At 65.8% G+C, this 18,225-nt stretch carries 14 protein-coding genes and 1 tRNA gene; 8 read left to right on the forward strand and 7 right to left on the reverse strand.

What is annotated here, in order from left to right; all coding sequences use genetic code 11:
* Positions 1-35: 35 nt before the first annotated feature.
* A complete protein-coding gene (locus Mal64_RS04625; protein WP_146397511.1) occupies positions 36-668 on the forward strand; it encodes a hypothetical protein in 633 nt (210 codons plus the stop codon).
* Here Mal64_RS04625 and Mal64_RS19655 read toward each other — a convergent pair.
* Genes Mal64_RS19655 through Mal64_RS19665 form a run of 3 tightly spaced genes read right to left on the reverse strand, consistent with a single transcriptional unit; the run spans position 652 to position 2,201 of the window.
* On the reverse strand, positions 652-1,266 hold the full coding sequence (locus Mal64_RS19655; RefSeq protein WP_197525451.1) for a hypothetical protein: 615 nt from the start codon (positions 1,264-1,266) through the stop codon (positions 652-654). The genes Mal64_RS04625 and Mal64_RS19655 overlap by 17 nt on opposite strands.
* 39 nt (positions 1,267-1,305) lie before the next feature.
* Complete coding sequence (locus tag Mal64_RS19660; RefSeq protein WP_197525452.1) at positions 1,306-1,956, reverse strand: right-handed parallel beta-helix repeat-containing protein; 651 nt, start codon at positions 1,954-1,956, stop codon at positions 1,306-1,308.
* A gap of 32 nt (positions 1,957-1,988) precedes the next feature.
* On the reverse strand, positions 1,989-2,201 hold the full coding sequence (locus Mal64_RS19665; protein WP_197525453.1) for a right-handed parallel beta-helix repeat-containing protein: 213 nt from the start codon (positions 2,199-2,201) through the stop codon (positions 1,989-1,991).
* Between the two features lie 514 nt (positions 2,202-2,715).
* Here Mal64_RS19665 and ppdK point away from each other — a divergent pair.
* Positions 2,716-5,400 carry a pyruvate, phosphate dikinase gene (ppdK, locus tag Mal64_RS04635; protein ID WP_146397512.1) on the forward strand — a complete coding sequence of 895 codons (2,685 nt, stop codon included), beginning with the start codon at positions 2,716-2,718 and terminating at the stop codon, positions 5,398-5,400.
* 135 nt (positions 5,401-5,535) lie between these two features.
* Here the strand turns inward: ppdK and Mal64_RS04640 are convergent, their stop codons facing one another.
* On the reverse strand, positions 5,536-5,880 hold the full coding sequence (locus Mal64_RS04640) for an ASCH domain-containing protein (RefSeq protein ID WP_146397514.1): 345 nt from the start codon (positions 5,878-5,880) through the stop codon (positions 5,536-5,538).
* A gap of 575 nt (positions 5,881-6,455) precedes the next feature.
* Here Mal64_RS04640 and Mal64_RS04645 point away from each other — a divergent pair.
* The 5 genes from Mal64_RS04645 to Mal64_RS04665 all read left to right on the forward strand — a co-directional run bounded on the left by Mal64_RS04645 (position 6,456) and on the right by Mal64_RS04665 (position 12,175).
* Positions 6,456-7,034, forward strand: coding sequence for a PEP-CTERM sorting domain-containing protein (locus Mal64_RS04645; RefSeq protein ID WP_197525454.1), 579 nt, complete (start codon positions 6,456-6,458; stop codon positions 7,032-7,034).
* A 352-nt stretch (positions 7,035-7,386) separates the two neighbouring features.
* Positions 7,387-8,058, forward strand: coding sequence for a hypothetical protein (locus tag Mal64_RS04650; protein ID WP_146397519.1), 672 nt, complete (start codon positions 7,387-7,389; stop codon positions 8,056-8,058).
* A 276-nt stretch (positions 8,059-8,334) separates the two neighbouring features.
* On the forward strand, positions 8,335-9,819 hold the full coding sequence (gene ffh, locus Mal64_RS04655; protein ID WP_146397521.1) for a signal recognition particle protein: 1,485 nt from the start codon (positions 8,335-8,337) through the stop codon (positions 9,817-9,819).
* Positions 9,820-9,962: 143 nt separating this feature from the next.
* Complete coding sequence (locus Mal64_RS04660) at positions 9,963-11,606, forward strand: SDR family NAD(P)-dependent oxidoreductase (protein ID WP_197525455.1); 1,644 nt, start codon at positions 9,963-9,965, stop codon at positions 11,604-11,606.
* A 23-nt stretch (positions 11,607-11,629) separates the two neighbouring features.
* Positions 11,630-12,175, forward strand: a complete 546-nt coding sequence (locus tag Mal64_RS04665) for a gamma carbonic anhydrase family protein (protein ID WP_146397522.1) — start codon at positions 11,630-11,632, stop codon at positions 12,173-12,175.
* Positions 12,176-12,384: 209 nt separating this feature from the next.
* On the opposite strand, the gene Mal64_RS04670 is transcribed toward Mal64_RS04665, so the two are convergent.
* From Mal64_RS04670 to Mal64_RS04680, 3 genes are all read right to left on the reverse strand, one after another.
* A tRNA-Leu gene (locus Mal64_RS04670) sits at positions 12,385-12,469 on the reverse strand.
* Between the two features lie 99 nt (positions 12,470-12,568).
* The gene (locus Mal64_RS04675) at positions 12,569-12,904 is read right to left on the reverse strand and encodes a rhodanese-like domain-containing protein (protein ID WP_146397524.1); all 336 of its coding nucleotides are present in this window, start codon (positions 12,902-12,904) and stop codon (positions 12,569-12,571) included.
* Between the two features lie 96 nt (positions 12,905-13,000).
* Positions 13,001-14,257 carry a DUF1559 family PulG-like putative transporter gene (locus tag Mal64_RS04680; protein ID WP_146397526.1) on the reverse strand — a complete coding sequence of 419 codons (1,257 nt, stop codon included), beginning with the start codon at positions 14,255-14,257 and terminating at the stop codon, positions 13,001-13,003.
* Between the two features lie 629 nt (positions 14,258-14,886).
* Between Mal64_RS04680 and Mal64_RS04685 the strand changes: the two genes are divergently transcribed.
* On the forward strand, positions 14,887-18,222 hold the full coding sequence (locus Mal64_RS04685) for a PD-(D/E)XK nuclease family protein (RefSeq protein WP_146397528.1): 3,336 nt from the start codon (positions 14,887-14,889) through the stop codon (positions 18,220-18,222).
* The last annotated feature ends 3 nt before the right edge of the window (positions 18,223-18,225 follow it).

Raw genomic sequence — 18,225 nt, forward strand, 5'->3', positions numbered from 1 at the left:
GTCGGTTGGGATCGATGGCGAGCAGGCTCTCGCCCGTGAGCACGGACCAAGGGTACGAGCTGTACCAGTACCGCCGCGCCGACGGGGCTTTCGACTACGACCGCTACCGCGAGGTCCAGGTCGCCGCGAACAAGAAGAAGATCAACAACGTTTGGGTGCGCGAAGAGAACATCGCGTTCCTCGCCGAATACGTGAAGTCGACGCTCGGCGGCGCGTCGTTCGGCTTGTGCCACGGCACGCGGCGCGGCAAGGAGCAGGAGTGGTTCCGCAAGCACCTCGGCTGCGAGGTGCTCGGCACCGAGATCTCCGACACCGCCACCGAGTTCCCCCACACGATCCAGTGGGACTTCCACGAGGTGAAGCCCGAGTGGGTCGACTCGACCGACTTTATCTACAGCAACTCGTTCGACCACAGCTACGACCCACGCACGTGTCTGAACGCCTGGATGAGCTGCGTGCGGCCGGGCGGGGTCTGCCTGATCGAGCACACCTCCGGTCACGAGGAAGCGAACGAGATGGACCCGTTCGGCGCCGAGGTGACCCGCATGCCCTATCTCGTCCTGAGCTGGGGCGAGGGCCGCTACTGCGTGACCGAGATCCTCAACGCGCCCTCCAAGCCCGAGGGACGGGGGTACATCCAGTACTTGGTGGTCAAGCGGCTCGGCTGACGCCAGTCGTTCGAGACCTGCCGCGGACAGGGGCGAGCGCCGCAATCGCGACGAGCCCCAGCGCGGCCGGTTCGGGAACCGTGTGCGAAGCCCCCGGCGCCTCGGTGGTTAGGCCGTAATTGGCGACCCACACGTCGAAGTCGCTCTGCGAGAAGACCGCGCCCAGGTTGTCGCGCCAAACGGTGAAGTCGCTGGCGTCGACCACACCGTCGGCGTTGAAGTCGCCCGGCATGCCGGACTCGAACGCCCCCAGGTCGGGGGCCATGCCGTTGAACGGCGAGCCGACATCGGCGCCCCGGTCGATGGCCGAGCTCCCCGGCGCCAGGCGCAGGAAGTCGAGCACCGGCAGCGAGCCGTCGGGTCCGCGGGGGCCGTCGACCCCGTCGCGCGAGAGGCTCAGGAAGTCGCTGGCGTTCAGACCCCGCAGATGCCAGCTGTTGTCCTCATCGTCGATCGGCTCTGAGCCAACGTTGTGCAAGTCGTTGTTGTTGCCGTACGCGATGTTGTTCCGCAGGTAGTGCTCGGCGGGCCAGTCCGCGGGGTCCACGTCGTTCAGCAGGTCGAACCCGCGTGAGTTGCTGAACGAGGTGTTGCCCACCCACTCGATCGCGCCGGGGTGGTGATTGGCGTAGAAGCCCTACACGCGGTTGTCGAACGCGAGGTTGCCGATCACCTCGTTGCGGGGCACGCCTTCGGGGTCGGGAAAATTGTTCTCATTGAGGCCGTAGCCGCCCGCCTTGAACCCGGCGCCGTTGCCGGCCGCCGTGGTCGTGCCGGGGACGTAGCCGTTGGACCACGCCCACGAGCTCTCGACCCGCACGTGGCCGTCGGAGTTGATGAAATCGTAGCCGTCGTCGCTGTTGTTCCAGGCACGGTTGCCGATGAAGACGTTGCCGTCGTCGTTGCTGTGGCTGCCGAAGCCGTCGGCGTTCTCGCCGCCGCGGTCGGGGTCGTAGTTGTTGTGCGAGTCGGAGTTGAGCACAAGATTGCCGCCGCCGTCCTGGATGAACAGCCCCGGGCCCTCGTTGTGATGCAGGTCGAGCCGCTCGAACACGTTGTGGTCGGCGCCGTTCTCCACCCGGATGCCCCACGACTCGTTGACGTTGGTGATCACCTGCTGCACGCCGCGCAGCTCGATGCCGCGGAAGTGGAGCCAGTCGGCCCGCACGCTGAAGCCGCGGATCCGCTCGTAAGGGGTGTAGTCGAAGAAGTCGAAGACGGGGGTCTCGTCCTGGTAGGCCCAGTAGTTGATCCGCGCGCCTGGCGAGCCGCTCTTGTTGAACAGCACGGCGACCGAGGGGCCGTCGCTGGCGACGTATTTTACTCGCCGCCGCGGAGCCAAACCGTGTCACCCGCCGAGGCGGCCTGCTGACCGCGCTCGATCGAGCCAAACGGCTGGGCCAGGGTGCCGGGGTTCGAGTCGCTGCCTGTGGGTGAAACGTACCATTCGCCTGCCGAGGCGGCGCCGACGGCGAGGACCGCCAGGCAGGGGACCCACGGCAGCCCCAGTAAAAAGAATTGATGAAGCTTCACGCCATGTCCTTTATCACTTCGCGGGGGTCCCTGCACCGAGACCCCTAGCCTTGGTTGCAGCAAGCTCGCGGCGGGCCGGGCCCAGCTCGCCAGCTTCGGGGGGGGGGGCGTCGGCTCTAGAATACGGCTCAAAAAGAATGGGAGGAGGAGTCACGCCGCCGCGGCCGAAATCAGGATCATGCCGACGCTCTCAGTATAGCCCAGAGCGAGCCAACCGGGGGGTCGGCCGCCATAGGAGCGACTGGGCTCCGACCGCCCGGGCCCGCCGATCACCCGGCGCCTCGCCAAACGTCTGGGGTGGGCGCTTGACGCCCCAGGGCCCCCAAAACTACGATCCGAGGTTTGTTTTCGCCCTTCGGCGGCCGCCATGCGTGCCGTGGCTCCCGAGCCCGCCCTGGCGGCCCTAGCGCGAACCTCACCGCACAACACGATTCGGCTCGGCGACACACTTCGCCGGCCGTCGCATACTCAACCGCCCTCCATCGAAACCCCACCGATCAAGGACACTCCAGGCATGGCCAAGAAGAAAAGCGCAGTCGCCGGCAAGCTGGTCTACTACTTCGGCAAGACCAAGACCGACGGCGACGGCAAGATGAAGACGCTGCTCGGCGGCAAAGGCGCCAACCTGGCGGAGATGACCGCGATCGGCCTGCCCGTGCCCCCCGGCTTCACTTGCACCACCGAGTGCTGCGCCGAGTATTACAAGCAGGGAGAGAAGCTGCCCAAGGGCTTGATGGAGCAGGTCACCAAGTCGGTGACGATGCTCGAGAAGGAACTGGGCAAGAAGTTCGGCGACCTGAAGAGCCCGCTCCTGCTGTCGGTCCGCTCCGGCGCCGCGCTGTCGATGCCGGGCATGATGAACACGATCCTCAACCTGGGCCTCAACGACGAGTCGGTCGTCGGTCTGGCCAACTCGAGCGGCAACGAGCGGTTCGCTTACGACGCCTACCGCCGCCTGATCAACATGTACGGCGACGTCGTCATGGAGGTCGGCCACGAGTACTTCGAAGAAGCGTTCGACAAGATCAAGAAGAAGTACAACGCGGCCACGGACAACGACGTGCCGACCGAGGGCCTCATTCAGCTGGTCGAGGCCTACAAGAAGGTCTACCGCAAGCACACCGGCCAGCCCTTCCCGCAAGACCCGGTCGAGCAACTCGCCCTGGCCATTGAGGCGGTGTTCAAGAGCTGGAACTCGGACAAGGCGATCAGCTACCGCCGCATCGAGGGCATCACCGGCCTGGACGGCACGGCGGTGAACGGCCAGGCGATGGTGTTCGGCAACATGGGCGACGACTCCGGCACCGGCGTCGCGTTCACGCGCAACCCCGCCACGGGCGAGAACAAGTTCTACGGCGAGTTCCTGGTGAACGCCCAGGGCGAAGACGTGGTGGCCGGCATCCGCACGCCGCAGCCCGTGGCCGAGATGCCCAAGTGGAAGGCCCCGAACGACAAGACGATCGGCAAGAAGGTCCACGCCGAGCTGATGAAGATCAAGGACAAGCTCGAGAAGCACTACAAAGACGTGCAGGACATCGAGTTCACGATCGAGAAGAGCAAGCTCTACATGCTGCAGACCCGCAACGGCAAGCGGACCGGCCCGGCCGCCGTGCGGATCGCCTGCGAGATGGTCAAGGAGAAGCTGATCACCGAGAAGCAGGGCGTCATGCGGATCCCGCCGAACGACCTGACGCAGCTGCTGCTCCCGTCGTTCGACCCGGCCGGCAAGAAGAAGGCTTCGCCGCTCACGATCGGCCTGCCCGCCTCGCCCGGCGCCGCGTTCGGCAAGCTGGCGTTCTCGGCCGACGAGGCCGTCGACCGCGCCCACGCCGGCGAGAAGGTCCTGCTCGTCCGCAAGGAAACGAGCCCCGAGGACGTGGATGGCATGCACTCGGCGGCAGGCATCCTCACCAGCACCGGCGGCATGACCAGCCACGCGGCGGTGGTCGCCCGCGGCTGGGGCAAGTGCTGCGTGGCCGGCGCCGGCGAGATCCACATCGACGAGAAGGCCAAGAAGATCAAGGTCGGCGGCAAGACCTACGGCGTCAAAGACGTGCTGTCGATCGACGGCTCGACGGGCGAGGTCTTCGCCGGCGAGATGCCGACCGTCGAGCCCAAGCTCGGCGGCCACTTCGGCACCGTGATGGGTTGGGCCGACAAGTACCGCAAGCTCGGCGTGCGGACCAACGCCGACTCGCCGGCCGACAGCAAGCGGGCCCGCGAGTTCGGCGCCGAAGGCATCGGCCTTTGCCGCACGGAGCACATGTTCTTCGAGGGCGACCGCATCCTCGCGATGCGTGAGATGATCCTCGCCGACACGCAGCCCGCCCGCGAGAAGGCCCTCAAGAAGTTGCTGCCGTTCCAGCGGAAGGACTTCGAGGGGATCTTCAAGGCGATGAAGGGCCTGCCCGTCACGGTCCGCCTGCTCGACCCGCCGCTGCACGAGTTCCTGCCGCACGACAAGGCGGCGGTCAAGGAGCTCAGCGGCGCCACGGGCGTTTCGGCCAAGGAGATCGAGGTCCGCGTCTCGCAACTGCACGAGGCCAACCCGATGCTCGGCCACCGCGGCTGCCGGCTCTCGATCACCTACCCGGAGATCCTGACCATGCAGGTCACGGCCATCACCGAGGCGGCGATCAACTGCCGGAAGAAGAACATCGACGCCCAGGCCGAGATCATGATCCCGCTGGTCGGCACGGTGAACGAGCTCGCCCCGCTCCGCGAGCTCACCGAGCAGACGATCGAGGACGTGAAGAAGGCTAAGAAGTTCACCGGCAAGCTGCCGATCCTGATCGGCACGATGATCGAGATCCCGCGTGCCGCGCTCACGGCCGACGAAGTGGCCACCCAGGCCGACTTCTTCAGCTTCGGCACGAACGACCTGACGCAGATGACGTTCGGCTACAGCCGCGACGACGTGAACGGATTCCTGCCGGACTACATCGACCAGGAGATCCTGGAGAAGGACCCGTTCCAGTCGCTCGACACGTCGGGCGTCGGGCAGCTGGTCTCGATGGCAGTCGAGAAGGGCAAGAGCGTCAACGCCAAGATCAAGCTCGGCATCTGCGGCGAGCACGGCGGCGACCCCGCGTCGATCGCCTTCTGCCACAAGGTGGGGCTCAACTACGTGAGCTGCAGCCCGTTCCGGGTGCCGATCGCCCGCTTGGCGGCCGCCCAAGCGGCGCTGTCGAAGGACTGATCCACAGGATCACCGATCGCGACAAACGAGGGGCGGCCCATGGGGCCGCCCCTTTTTTTGTGTCTCGTGCCAAGAAGCGGCCGACCAGCTTTGCCGGTCGAGTCAGCTTGCCAGACCGATCTGCGGGCCGACCTGTCAGCGGGCCGCCTCGGTGGCGGCGGTCTCCTCCTTGGCGTCGCCTTGCGGCTCCAAGTGAAAAACCACGCGGAACGCCTGGTAGCCGGCGGCAAGCTTGTCGCCGTAGATCGCCGTGAGCTCCTGACGCAGCTCGTCGGCCGTGGCGAAGCCGTCCGGGCGGGCGTCGTGGTCGGTCAGGTCGTCCAAATCGACCCCCTCGACCAGTGTGACCCGTGCGTACCCGGCGCCCGGGATGTAGCTCCGCTGGCCGGTACGCATCATCCGATGGCTCCAGAGCCGGATGGTCTGCGTTTTTTCTCCGCTGCGGATAGCGTGCAGGAACTTCTTTTTGAAGAGCAGCATTGCCTGATCCGGGCGTAGGGATGGCGAAGGGCTAGAAAAGCCCCCGCGCTAACGAGCGATCGAGGAAACGAGCATCCTACCGCCCCCGACTGCGGGACGACGCTGGCAGATGAGGAGCCAGAGTGTCACAAACAGTCACACCCCCCACCTAAGAGGGGTGCGCTCCTGTCTGGGATTGCCTTGCCCCGTGTCGATGACTCTCCGAAATCTGTCAATTTTTCTCTTTAGCTAGCGAATTCCTTGCGGTCTTTCTCAATGTAGTTAAACTCGGCAAGGTAAGCCTCGTCTCCCCACTCAGGCACTATGCCTGGGCAATAGCTGGCGGCCGCATGATGGGCCTGTCACACGATGGAGCCAAGCACGCACGGAAGAAGCTTCGGAGTCAGCCGTATTTGCTTTGATTAGCGTGTCTTTGTTCCGACGTCCCCCGGTCTTCATAGCACAACGAATTCGCACCACCTTGAGTGCTGGGCTAGTGAACTAGCCTGCACCTTCCGAAGGAAACGCTAGTGATGGGTACCCGAGTAAAATTTGCTTCCTACGCAATCCTTTTTCTCATTCCTGCGCTCTGCCCAATGCAGCTTCGTGCGGATCAGATCGAGATCGAATTCTCCGGTCTCGACATCCAGTACGACGGCGGCATGATCTCAACGGTCGGCGTGGACGACCCTCTCTCGGTCGTTTCCTTCTACATCGATGGTTCGCTGGTCGGCAACCAATCGGTCGATCTGTCGGCTGACATCGCGATCCCCAATGTGACGAACATTCCGGTCGCCGGCGGCTCGGTCGTTAGCGACCCGGGCGGTGTTTTCGATCTCGATTTTGCTGGCGCCGACTTCCTGGACCTCGACCTGGGCGCCGCCACGGTCATCTACCAGCCGACCGGGAACTTCAGCTTTGTGTTCGCCGGCTCGACCGCCCAGATCGCCGGCCAAAGCCTCCCCTTCGGCCTGCAAATTGGCGATCCGGTATCGGTCTCGTTCTCGACCGTCGTTACGCCCGGCTCCCGGACCGACAATGGCCTCTACCTCACGGGTTTCGTGGCGAACGGCGCCGGTGAGGCGATTGGCGGGTTCGTTCCCGAGCCCTCGAGCGTGCTCCTGGTGATGATCGGCCTGCTGGCCGCATCGCCCGCTGTGCGTCGCCGCGGCTAAGCCGTCCGAAGAAGCCGAGGGAAGCCCTTACCCCCTCGACCCAAAACACCTAAACCACGTTCGCGTAATCTTCATACGCGAACGTGGTTTTTTTACTTGCTTCAGAGGGCGTAATCGGGGAGATTACTCCTGCTGCATCGAGTGGGGCGGTTTCCGCCCGGCGAATCGATTCAGCGATACGCCCGATGCACCAGCAAATACCAGCCGATACACCGTGTATTCGAGCCCCAGGGTCGGGCGACATGGACGGGCCCCGATTTTCCTAGCGGGCTGGCTCACGCAGAGCCGAGCACGCTTAATTATCACGACTGTTCGCCCCTAGGGCAGACAGACGCCTACGGAGAAGCTAGTGATGCGACACAATCTTACCCGTTTCGCCCCCCGGCGGATTACGGCTGCACTTATGCTGATGGCCGTCTCGATGATGGCCCCCAGCACACAGGCGGGAGAGCTCAACATCGAGTTCACCGGCCTTGATGTCGTCTACGACGGCTCCGACCTCTTCACCAGTCCCAGCGACGACCCGATCGACGTGGTGACGATTTCGCACGATGGCTTTGTCTATCCCGCGATCACCCTGGCCGACAATCCCGGCATTTCTGTCGATGTCTTTGTTCCCCAGGTGCTCAATCTCGACGCCACGGGCGACACGACGATGAGCGGCGCCGGCGGCTACCTCGACCTCACTCTTGCGGGCAGCGACTCGCTTGAAATCGATCTGAACCTCGTCTCGGTCTCTTGGGTTGATGTCCAGAACATCGTCCGCTTCGTCTTTGCCGGCTCGGCGGGTCAAGTGGACTCGCAGCAGCTGCCTTACGGCCTCGTGGCCGACGACGACGTGACGATCGCCTTCTCGGCACGCGTTCGCAACAGCAGCCTCACGACCGCTGGCGGCGAGGTGACCGGCTTCCGCGCTTACGGCACGGGCCAAGTCACCGGCACCGCCACCGTCATCCCCGAGCCGGTCTCGGCCGTGCTGCTCCTGGGAGCGCTGGCTGCCTTCGCCTCCCGTCGCCGCTCCTAGTCGAGTCTCGCGGTTGCTCTCCTGCGAGCGATCGCGACACAATACACGAACGACCCAAAAGGCCGCTCCCACCGGGGGCGGCCTTTTTTCAGGTTCAGGCCCTCCGCTCGGCCGAGCTCGGCGTGCGGTTTCGCCTTGAGGAAACGCCCATGCCGATTGCCCATGAGCGTGGCTTTGCCTTACGATAAAGGGCTCGCCACTACGCGACGGGATGCCGCAGGCGGCCCGTCGCGCTCCCGGCCCCCTCGATATCGCTAAGACCCCGGTCGTTAGAACATGTTCGAATCGCTGCAAGATGGCCTCGGATCCGCTCTCAAGTCGCTCCGCGGCCAGGGCAAGCTCTCCGAAGCCAACATGCGCGACGGCCTGAAGCTGATCGAGCGGTCGCTGCTCGAGGCGGATGTGAGCTACGAGGTGACGCGCACGTTCATGTCGCGCATCACCGAGCAGGCCGTGGGCGAGGCGGTGCTCAAGTCGCTCAAGCCGAGCGAGCAGGTGGTGGGCATCGTTTACAAGGAGCTCGTCGACTTGATGGGCCCGGTCGACCACTCCTTGCACCTGAAGGGCAAGGACGAGGTCACCGTGCTGATGATGTGCGGGCTGCAGGGCTCGGGCAAGACAACGACCTGCGGCAAGCTCGGCCGCATGCTCATAAGCCGCGACCGCAAGCCGCTGCTCGTGGCGGCCGACTTGCAGCGTCCCGCGGCGATCGACCAGCTGCACGTGCTGGGTGAGCAGATCGGCGCGCCGGTCTTCTCCGACCGCACGACCCAAGACCCGGTGGCGGTTTGCAACAACGCCGTGAAAGAGGCCAAGAAGCTCGGCGCCGACACGGTGATCCTCGACACGGCGGGCCGGCTGCACATCGACGACGAGCTGATGGGCCAGCTCGGCCGGATCGACAAACGCTGCTCGCCCGACCAGGTCTACCTGGTCGTGGACGGCATGACCGGCCAAGACGCGGTCAACAGCGCCAAGGCGTTCAACGACGCGCTCGAGCTCGACGGCGTCATCATGACGAAGCTCGACGGCGACACCCGCGGCGGCGCGGCGATCAGCGTCAAGGAAGTCACGGGCGTGCCGCTCAAGTACATGGGCGTCGGCGAGCACCTGGAGAACCTCGAGGAGTTCCACCCCGACCGCATGGCGGGCCGGATCCTCGGCCAGGGCGACATGCTCTCGCTGTTCGAGAAGGCGCAGCAGGAGTTCGACCAGGACGAGGCCCAGCGGCTCGAGGACCAGCTGCAGAAGGGCGAGTTCACGCTCGACGACTTCCTCAAGCAGATGCGCCAGATCAAACGCCTGGGGCCGATCAAGAAGGTCATGGGCATGATCCCCGGCATGGGGGCGATGCTCGAAGGGACCGACGCCCTGGACGGCGCCGAGGACGACCTCAAGCGTTTGCAGGGCGTCATCCACTCGATGACCCCCGAGGAACGACGCACGCCGAAGATCATCGACGCCAGCCGCCGCCGCCGCATCGCCGCCGGCTCGGGCGTCGAGCCGCACGTCATCGGCGACCTGGTCAAGCAGTTCGAGCCGATGCAGCAGATGATGACCGCCATGGCGGGCAAGGGGATGGGCGACCGGATGAAGATGGTCCGCCAGATGCAGGCCGGCATGGCCCAAGACCCCGGCGGCGGCCTGGCCCGCAAGAAGCAGTCGACCGGCAAGCGGCTCACGCCCAAAGAAAAGGCCGCCGCCCAGAAGGAACGCGCCAAACGGCTCAAGCTGCTCAAGAAGCAGAAGAAAAAGCGTTGATCCCCTCCCCTATCTCTGGCGAGCCGTTAGCGTCAGGGCCCGTAGCGGCCGGCGTGCCGCGGTGTGCTGCCAGCCGCCCCGAGCGCTGACGCTATCGGCTCGCCATTGCTTCGTTGTTGCTTCGTTCCTTTGTGGTCCCTTCTGTGTCTGATAAGTCCGCTACAGCCGAAGAGCTAGCCGCCCTCGCCGACCTGCTCGAACGGGTCGCCGAAGACCGCGGCATGTTGGCCGACATGCCCGAGGCCGAGCGTCTGCGGCTGCTGAAGGCCGCCAGCCAAGTGGCGATGCCCGACCGCGGCGCGCGGCGCAAGCTGCGCAAGGCGCACCAGCTGAAGAAGCAGGCCGAGCTCAACGAGCAACGCGAGGCGGATCGCCAGCGGCTCGGCGAGACCGGCATCCGCTCGCAGTTCGAGGGAGGCCTGCCGGCGGCCAACGGTGGCGGCGTGCCGGCCCTCTCCGGCGCCCAGGCCTACAGCACGCGGCGGCTGAAGAAGCCGGAACCGCCGGCGCCGTTCGAGCCCGGCCCCGCCCCGCAGGCCGAGGCGGCCGAGGAGCGGCTCGGCCCGCGGCTCGAAGCGCCCCGCACCTGCTACATCTGCAAGGCGTCGTTCGATCGTGTCCACACGTTCTACGATGCCATGTGCGCGGGCTGCGCCGAGTTCAACTGGGCCAAACGCCACCAGACCGCCGACCTCACCGGCCGCGTGGCCGTGGTCACGGGCGGGCGGGTGAAGATCGGCTACCAGGCGGCGCTCAAGCTCCTCAGGGCGGGCGCCCACGTCGTGGTCACGACCCGCTTCCCACGCGACGGCGCGCAGCGGTTCCTCGCCGAGCCCGACGCCGAGGAGTGGCGCAGCCGGCTCGAGCTGCAAGGCCTCGACCTGCGGCACACGCCGAGTGTCGAAGCGCTGGCCGACCACCTCTGCGCCACGCTGCCACGGCTCGACTTCCTGCTGAACAACGCCTGCCAAACGGTCCGCCGTCCGCCCGGGTTCTACGCCCACCTGATGGAGGGCGAGCGGCAGCTCGCCGAGGAGCTGCCTGCCGGCGCCCGGCCGCTGCTCGAGTCGTACGAGGAGCTCCGCAGCCACGCCGACCCACACGCCGCCCCCGACGGCACGCTGGCCCACGCCGGCGCCGCCGAGCTGGCCAAGCGCAGCGTGGCCGGCATCCTCCAGGCGGCCGAGCTCTCGCAGCTCGAGCTCGCCCCCGGCGACGACGCCGCCCACAGCGAGGCGGGCGAGGAGCTCTTCCCCACCGGCCGCTACGACGTCGACCGCCAGCAAGTCGACCTGCGGAAGGTGAACAGCTGGCGGCTGCGGCTGGCCGAGGTGCCAACCGTCGAGCTGCTGGAGGTGCAGCTGGTCAACGCGATCGCGCCGTTCGTGCTCAACGCCCGGCTCAAGCCGCTGATGCAGCGCGTGCCGACGCACGACAAGCACATCGTCAACGTCTCGGCGATGGAAGGGATCTTCTACCGGGCCTACAAGACCGACAAGCACCCCCACACGAACATGGCCAAGGCGGCGCTCAACATGCTCACCCGCACGAGCGCCCAAGACTACGCCCGCGACGGCATCCACATGAACAGCGTCGACACGGGCTGGATCACCGACGAGGACCCGGACGAGATCGCCAAGCGCAAGAAGGCCAACCTCGACTTCCACCCGCCGCTCGACATCGTCGACGCCGCGGCGCGGATCTGCGACCCCTACCTCCACGGCCAGCTCACCGGCGAGCACGCCTGGGGCAAGTTCTACAAGGACTACCGAATCGCCAATTGGTAGGCTCCGCCTGCTACAATCTCGCTATGGCGACCATATTACCTTTCAAGGGCGTTTGGCCCCGGCTGCACGAATCGGTCTTCCTCGCTGATGGCGCGCGGGTGATCGGCGACGTCGAGATCGGCGCCGACTCGAGCGTTTGGTTCAACGCCGTCGTGCGCGGCGACGTCTGCCCGATCCGCATCGGCCAGCGGACCAACGTGCAGGACAATGTCACGCTGCACGTGACGCACGACACCGGCCCGCTGACGATCGGCGACCGTGTGACCATCGGGCACAACGCCGTGCTGCACGCCTGCACCGTGCACGAGGAGGCGCTCATCGGCATGGGCGCCGTGCTGCTCGATCACTGTGTGATCGAGAGCCGCGCCCTCGTGGCGGCGGGATCGCTGGTGCGGGGCGGCTTCGTGGCGCCCACGGGCACGCTTGTCGCCGGCGTGCCGGCCCAAGTGAAACGCCCGCTCACCGAGGACGAGATGCGCAACCTCGAAGAGTCGCCAGACAACTACGCCCGCTACGTCGCCGCCTACCGCCAGGGCGGCTACGACACCAAACCGATCGCGGGCGAATGACTTCTGGGCGAATGCCCATCGAGTTGAACCGCGGGGCCGCAGTCGTTCGCTGGGGGGGTCGGTTGGGGAGAGCCAAGCGAGCGACTCTCTCGCCGTATGGCGACACCGGGCAGCATGAGCGAGTCACCCGTGGCTCGGCATTGCCTAACCTCGCATCAGAGCGAGCCTAGGCCCGGCCTAAGAAGCGGCCGAGACCGAACAGAAAATAGTACCGCCGACTGGAGTCGAACCAGCACGCCCTTAACGGGCACATGGACCTGAACCATGCGCGTCTGCCAATTCCGCCACGGCGGCAACGAGAATCATCTAGCAGAAGCCCCATAAAATGCCACATGCGGCCCGATCACGCAAGGGTCGTTTCCGTGTTCGGCGCCGAAAGATCCGCAGCCAGTCTCAGTACCGCGCTATGCCGGGCTCGATCTCCAGGGCCCAGCGATCGACGCCCCCCGCCATACTCTGAGCCGCCGGGAACCCCTGTCCACGCAACCAGACGGCCGCCTGAGCGCTCCGCATGCCGTGGTGGCAGTAGACCACCAAAGGACCCGCGGCCGCGGCGTCGAGTTCGCCACAGCGGCTTGGTATTTCGGCGAGCGGGATCAGCACGGCCCCGTCGATCGCCACGATCGCGTGCTCGCTCGGCTCCCGACAATCCACCAGCGTGATGGGCTCGCCGGCTTGGAGCAGCGATCTGACTTGCTCACAAGAGATTTCAAGCGGTGCTTCTTCCATGGCCCTGGACTCCTTCGGTGTGCAAAAAAAGGCCGCGGCAACCAGGGGTTGCCGCGGCCGGTCTGTCGTAATGAACAGCCGTCTCCCCTGGGGGGATCAGAGCTGCGAATCGTCAACGGTCTCGCGACCGCTGCGGGTGATGATCGCCATGTAGATGTCGCCATCAACCGCGTCACGGATCGGCTTGGCGTGGCCGTCGCCGAACCCGTGGAGGATCACGCCGGGGTGCAGGGCGCTCGGTCCCCAACGGACCCGCTGGGTGGTGTCATGCGGGAACTCGCCGACTTCCATGTAGTACAACTCTTGCGAGGCGGGGTCGGTGCGGTTCGATCCCTTGTTCAAAGCGATGGCGTTCGCCCCATCCATGGTCCAAACAATCGGCGCCACGTTGCTGCCGTACGGAACGGTCGACTCAGGGGTCTCCTCACGCCCTGGCCACACGGCGACCATGTAAGACGAGAGCGAGCTGTACCAAGCCGCAACCTCTTGCTCACGCGACTCGGCGAAGATGACCGTCTTGGCCGAGCCGTCGGTCATCGACGCGAAGTTGAAACCGCGGTTGTTGACACGGTCGCCAACCAGTCCGGGGAAGGCGAGAACACCGTTGCCACAGTAGGCGCCGTTGTCGCACTCGTCTTCGTCCGACTCATTGCCACTAGTCGGGCTATTGGTTGTCAGCGAGAGCGAGCCATCACCCGAAGCGCCAAGACCACCGTAGTGCGTCGAAGGAATCGCCTTGTAGTTCGAGATCGCCGGGTCCCCCCGTAGAGTCGCGGGGGGAAGATCGCCCTGACCGGTGTAGCTGGTGGTCTCGTCTCCATCGTAACTCGGGCAGAGAAGGACCGGCAGCTCAACTTCCCAGAAGTAAGGGTTGGTCTCGGCGTTCCAATTGGTGTCGCCGTTGTTCGCCGCGAGGGTGTTCCAGGTGTCGTACGGGTCGACCCTGAACTTGTTGGTTTGACGGTTGATCTTGTCGTAAAGGACATTCTCCTCGAAGTACGGCAGCAGCTTCACGATCCAGCTGTAACCATCGATGTTGTCGTCGCCATCGGTCAGGTCCGAGCCGGCGCCGGTCGTGTTGTCACGAACCGCGCCATCGTAGACCCTGGCCAACTCCAGTCCCTGACCCGCCTGGGTGTAGTAGGGAGCTGTCGAAACGAGAGGGAAGAACAGGTTCGTGTCGTGGTGGTTGTGCATCGACAGGGCAAGCTGCTTGACCTGGCTCAAACACTGGTTGCGACGAGCCGCTTCGCGGGCCGCCTGCACGGCGGGCAGCAACAGCGCGACAAGGATGCCGATGATCGCGATCACGACCAACAGCTCCACGAGGGTAAAACCTCGTGGCGAACGCATGGGCGTTCTCATGGGGTGCCTCCAAAGGAAAACAGGAAAAAAGGAAATAAAGAAACGAAAAAGAGATAACGGTGGTCGATCGACCACCGGGGTCTCAAAAGTAACGGGGCCTTACGTAAAGCTTAGGTTGGCGCCTGCAACCGGTTTCGTTTCCGTAGTGTGAATCTAGGCTGCGGGCTACGACACTCGAATCTCAAGCAGCGGGAAAACAAGGGACCGTCGGCCGGGTGTCCTCGCTACCAGACTGCCTCTTAGAAGAGCTTGCAAATAGGGATCGCTGGATAAGGCGGCAACGCGAAAATTCACGCTAGAACGCCTTCAGCAACTGGTAAAAACCACCCAAAAAGGCGTCACCGCCAGTCGCTATCGGATCGTCACAAGTTGTTCTGTTCCAAGCACTAAGCTAACGATATGACGAATTAATGTCAATCAGATGACAGCGACCAGCGATGCCTTTTAGGTCATCCTAAGACACGCCTGCAGCTGCGGACTACCGCTGCCTTGATTTTCGACAGCGCGGAAATCGATCCTGCGGCAAACCGGCGCCGGCGTCTCGCGTCGTAGGGCTAGGCCTGGTAACGACTTGGGGCGAGAATCACACATAGCTCTCCCTCCAATGCCTGCATGCTATGCCACTCGCGCCGTCGCCACAGACCGTTACGCTCGTCCACGGCGCCCCGGCATGCCGCACCAAGTGGCTCTTGGATCGGTACCGCGATTCGCTAGGCGAGCGCGGCCAGCCAATGGCCGCTTCTCTAGGCTCTTTCGCGGGCGTGTCACCTGCAGACGGCCCGCAGACCATGGGGGGATCCCCGCCGGCGTGGCTCTGGCTTGGGCCCAACCACCGAGCAACCGAGTCGGTGCGCAGCTGTTTGCTGGAGGGTGAGGGAAGCACCGCATTGCTCGAACCGGGTGTCCGCACGCCCCGTCGACTCGCCGACGCCCTCGCCAGCCTCACCGACAGCCGACACAAGCCGCTCGGCGCCGCGGAAAGGCAAGCCTTGGTAACCGATCTGCTCCGGCGTCGCGCGCTGGCCGGCCGGCTTGGGCCGCTTGGCGCCGTGGGCGTGACCCGCGGCACGGTCGACTTGGTCGACCGCGCGATCGTCGAGGCCCGCAGCCAATGCCTGAGCGGCAAAGCCGCGTCCGCCTATTTGCGCCGAAGCCACGGCGCCGTCGGCGCAGCGATCGCCGACGTCTACCGCGACTACACCGGCGAACTCGCCGAGCATCAGCTGCACGACGAAGCGGGCCGCATGGCGCTGGCCACGGAGTTGATCGCCGCCGGTCCGTCGCTGAGCGAATCGAACGGCGCCCACTGGCGGCTAGTCGTGGTCGATGGGTTCCTCGACTACTCGCCGCTGGAGCTGCGTTTGCTCCGCGCGATTCGATCGCGGGCGGAGACGATGCTCGTCTCGGTCGCCGGCGCCGACCGCCTTGGTCAGTCGGCTTGGGTCGAGCGGCGCCTCACCGACGAGCTCGGCCCGGTCGAGCGAGTCGATCTCGCGGCGCCCGCCCGGCACCCTGCTGGTCTGCGCAAAGCACGTGCTTGGTTGTTTGACGACCCGCGATCATTGCCTCCGCCAGAAGAGCTCGGGCCCGCAGCGGCTGAGTCGATCGAGGTCGTCGCCGCGCGCTCGCCGCGCGAGGAATGCCGCGCCATCGCCCGCAGGATCAAGCGGCTGCTGCTCGACGGCGCCGCGCCGCAGGAGGTGGTGGTCGCCGCGCGTCGCTTGCCGGACGGCGGGCAGCTATTGGCGGAGGCGCTGGCCGACCACGGCGTTCCCTGCTCGGTGGAGCCCCCTCGGCGGTTGGGCGAAGCCCCGCTGGCGGCGGCGGTGCGAACTCTGCTCAGGCTCCGCACGCGTGACTGGCCTTTCGACACACTCTTGTCCGCCGTGGGCGAAGCGGGCTTCGTGGCGCTCGGTTCGCTGGGCGCCACGGCGCCGCGAGGACGCACTGCCGCCGAGCGGTTGGTGCGATCCTTGCAGCTCCCCGAGCGCCGCAAATCTTTGATGACCCAAGCCGCATCGCTAGTCAGCCGCAGCGAAGAAAGCGAAGGGCCCCCGACCGACTTGCAGCGGCAGGCCATCGATGGCCTGCCCGTGCTGGAGCGGCTCGCCGTGGCGGTCGACGCCTTCGCCGAACGCGCCACTCCGCTCGACTGGTTCGACACCGTACAGGGGGTTTTCGAGTCGCTCGGCTGGAGCTCGGAAAGCCGAATCGACCAAGCCGCCTGGCGAGCCTTCGAAGACGCGCTCGCTGCGCTAGAGCGGCTGGCGCGTTGGCGTGACGTGGCGGCCACTACGGTCTCGTGCGCCGAGTTGCTTGGCTGGCTCGAGGACTGGTCGGAGCGACTCACACTCTCGCTGCCCGCCGAAGAAGAGGGCCGGGTCCGCATCGCGACGGCGGCCACGGCCGCGACCCTGCCTTGCCGGTGGCTATTTCTCTGCGGTTTGAGCGAAGAATCGTTTGCCGCATCGCGCGGGGCGTCGATGGAAGAGGACCCCGCCGCCGACGAAGCCAACGCCACGCCGCAAGACGCCGAGACCCAACTCTTTTACGAGCTCGCCAGCCGGCCGAGTGAGTGGCTGGTGCTCTCTTACCCCGCACTCGACCACGCCGCCCAGCCGTTGCCCCCTAGCCCGTTCGTCACGGAGTTGGAGCGGTTGTTCCCGGCGGGCGCTTTGCGGCGTGACGACCAAACGGCCGTCTTCCGAGCGATCCGCCCCGACGAGCCGCCGCTCGGTGAGTCCGATTTCCGGTTGCACGCCGTTCACGACGCGCTGGCTGGCGACGCTTCAACACTCGCCTCGGCAGCCTCGCGAGGCGGCGCCCTCGTCGAGGCGCTGGCGATGGTCGCCGAGCGGCAAACGGGCGACACGTTCGGCGCGGCCGAGGGTCTGTTTGGCGACGAGGCCGCCCGCCTCGCGTTGGCCGAGCGGTATGGCCCTGAGCATCTCTGGAGCCCGAGCCAACTCGAACTCTACGCCACGTGCCCCTACAAGTTCTTCGCCCGCCAACTGCTGGGGCTCGAACCGGTCGAGGGATTGCAATTCGACGTCGATTACCGCCGCCGCGGCTCGATCGTCCACGACGCGATGGCGGCGTTCCACGACCGCCTGGGGCTGATCGAAGACGCCCGCGGCGGGCACAGCCGCGTCGAGGCCGAGCGGTTCCTCGACGCGCTCGTGGGGGCGCTCAGGGAGAAGCTGGCCGCCACCGGACTCCCGCCGCTCGAGGCGGCGCTCGCCGAGATCGAGACCCGCCAAGCCGAGCGTTGGGCCCAAGGCTACCACGGCCAGCTCGCCGACTACGAAAAGCACGGCACGACGCTCGACGAGCCGCTGACGCCGCAACGGTTCGAGGCTCGCTTCGGCCCTTCGCGTCGCGGCGGCGAAGGCGAGGAAGAAGACCCCCATTCGGTCGATGAGCCCTTCGCCTTCGACCTGGGCGACGAGCGTCTGCTGGTGACCGGCCGCATCGACCGCATCGACATCGGCATGCTCGACGGCGAGCGCGTCTTCACCGTGATCGACTACAAGACCGGCGCCTCGGTCACGTCGAAGCTCGACGACATGGAGTCGGGCCGGCAGCTGCAATTGGTGCTCTACGCCCTGGCGGCCGAGAGCCTTGGTCTCGCCGGCGAGGGCGCCAAGCCGCTGCTGACCGGCTACTGGTCCGTGCAGAAGAAGGGCTTCGTCGCCCCCAAGGGGCTGTCGGCTCACAACGTCACGGAGGGAGAACACGGCTTCACGCTGGCGCCCAATCAGGTTTGGGAGCGCCTCGTCGAGACGATCCGGCGCCGCATCAAGGAGATCGTCGTCGGCGTGCGAGGCGGGGTCTTCCCGATGCTCAATCCGGACGAGCATTGCGGCGCGCGCTGCGAGTTCCGCACCGTCTGCCGTGTCGGCCAGGCCCGCAGCCTCGGCAAATCGCTCACCACCGAGAACGGAGAGGATTGAGCC

Source organism: Pseudobythopirellula maris (genome assembly GCF_007859945.1).
Taxonomy (GTDB): Bacteria; Planctomycetota; Planctomycetia; order Pirellulales; family Lacipirellulaceae; genus Pseudobythopirellula; species Pseudobythopirellula maris.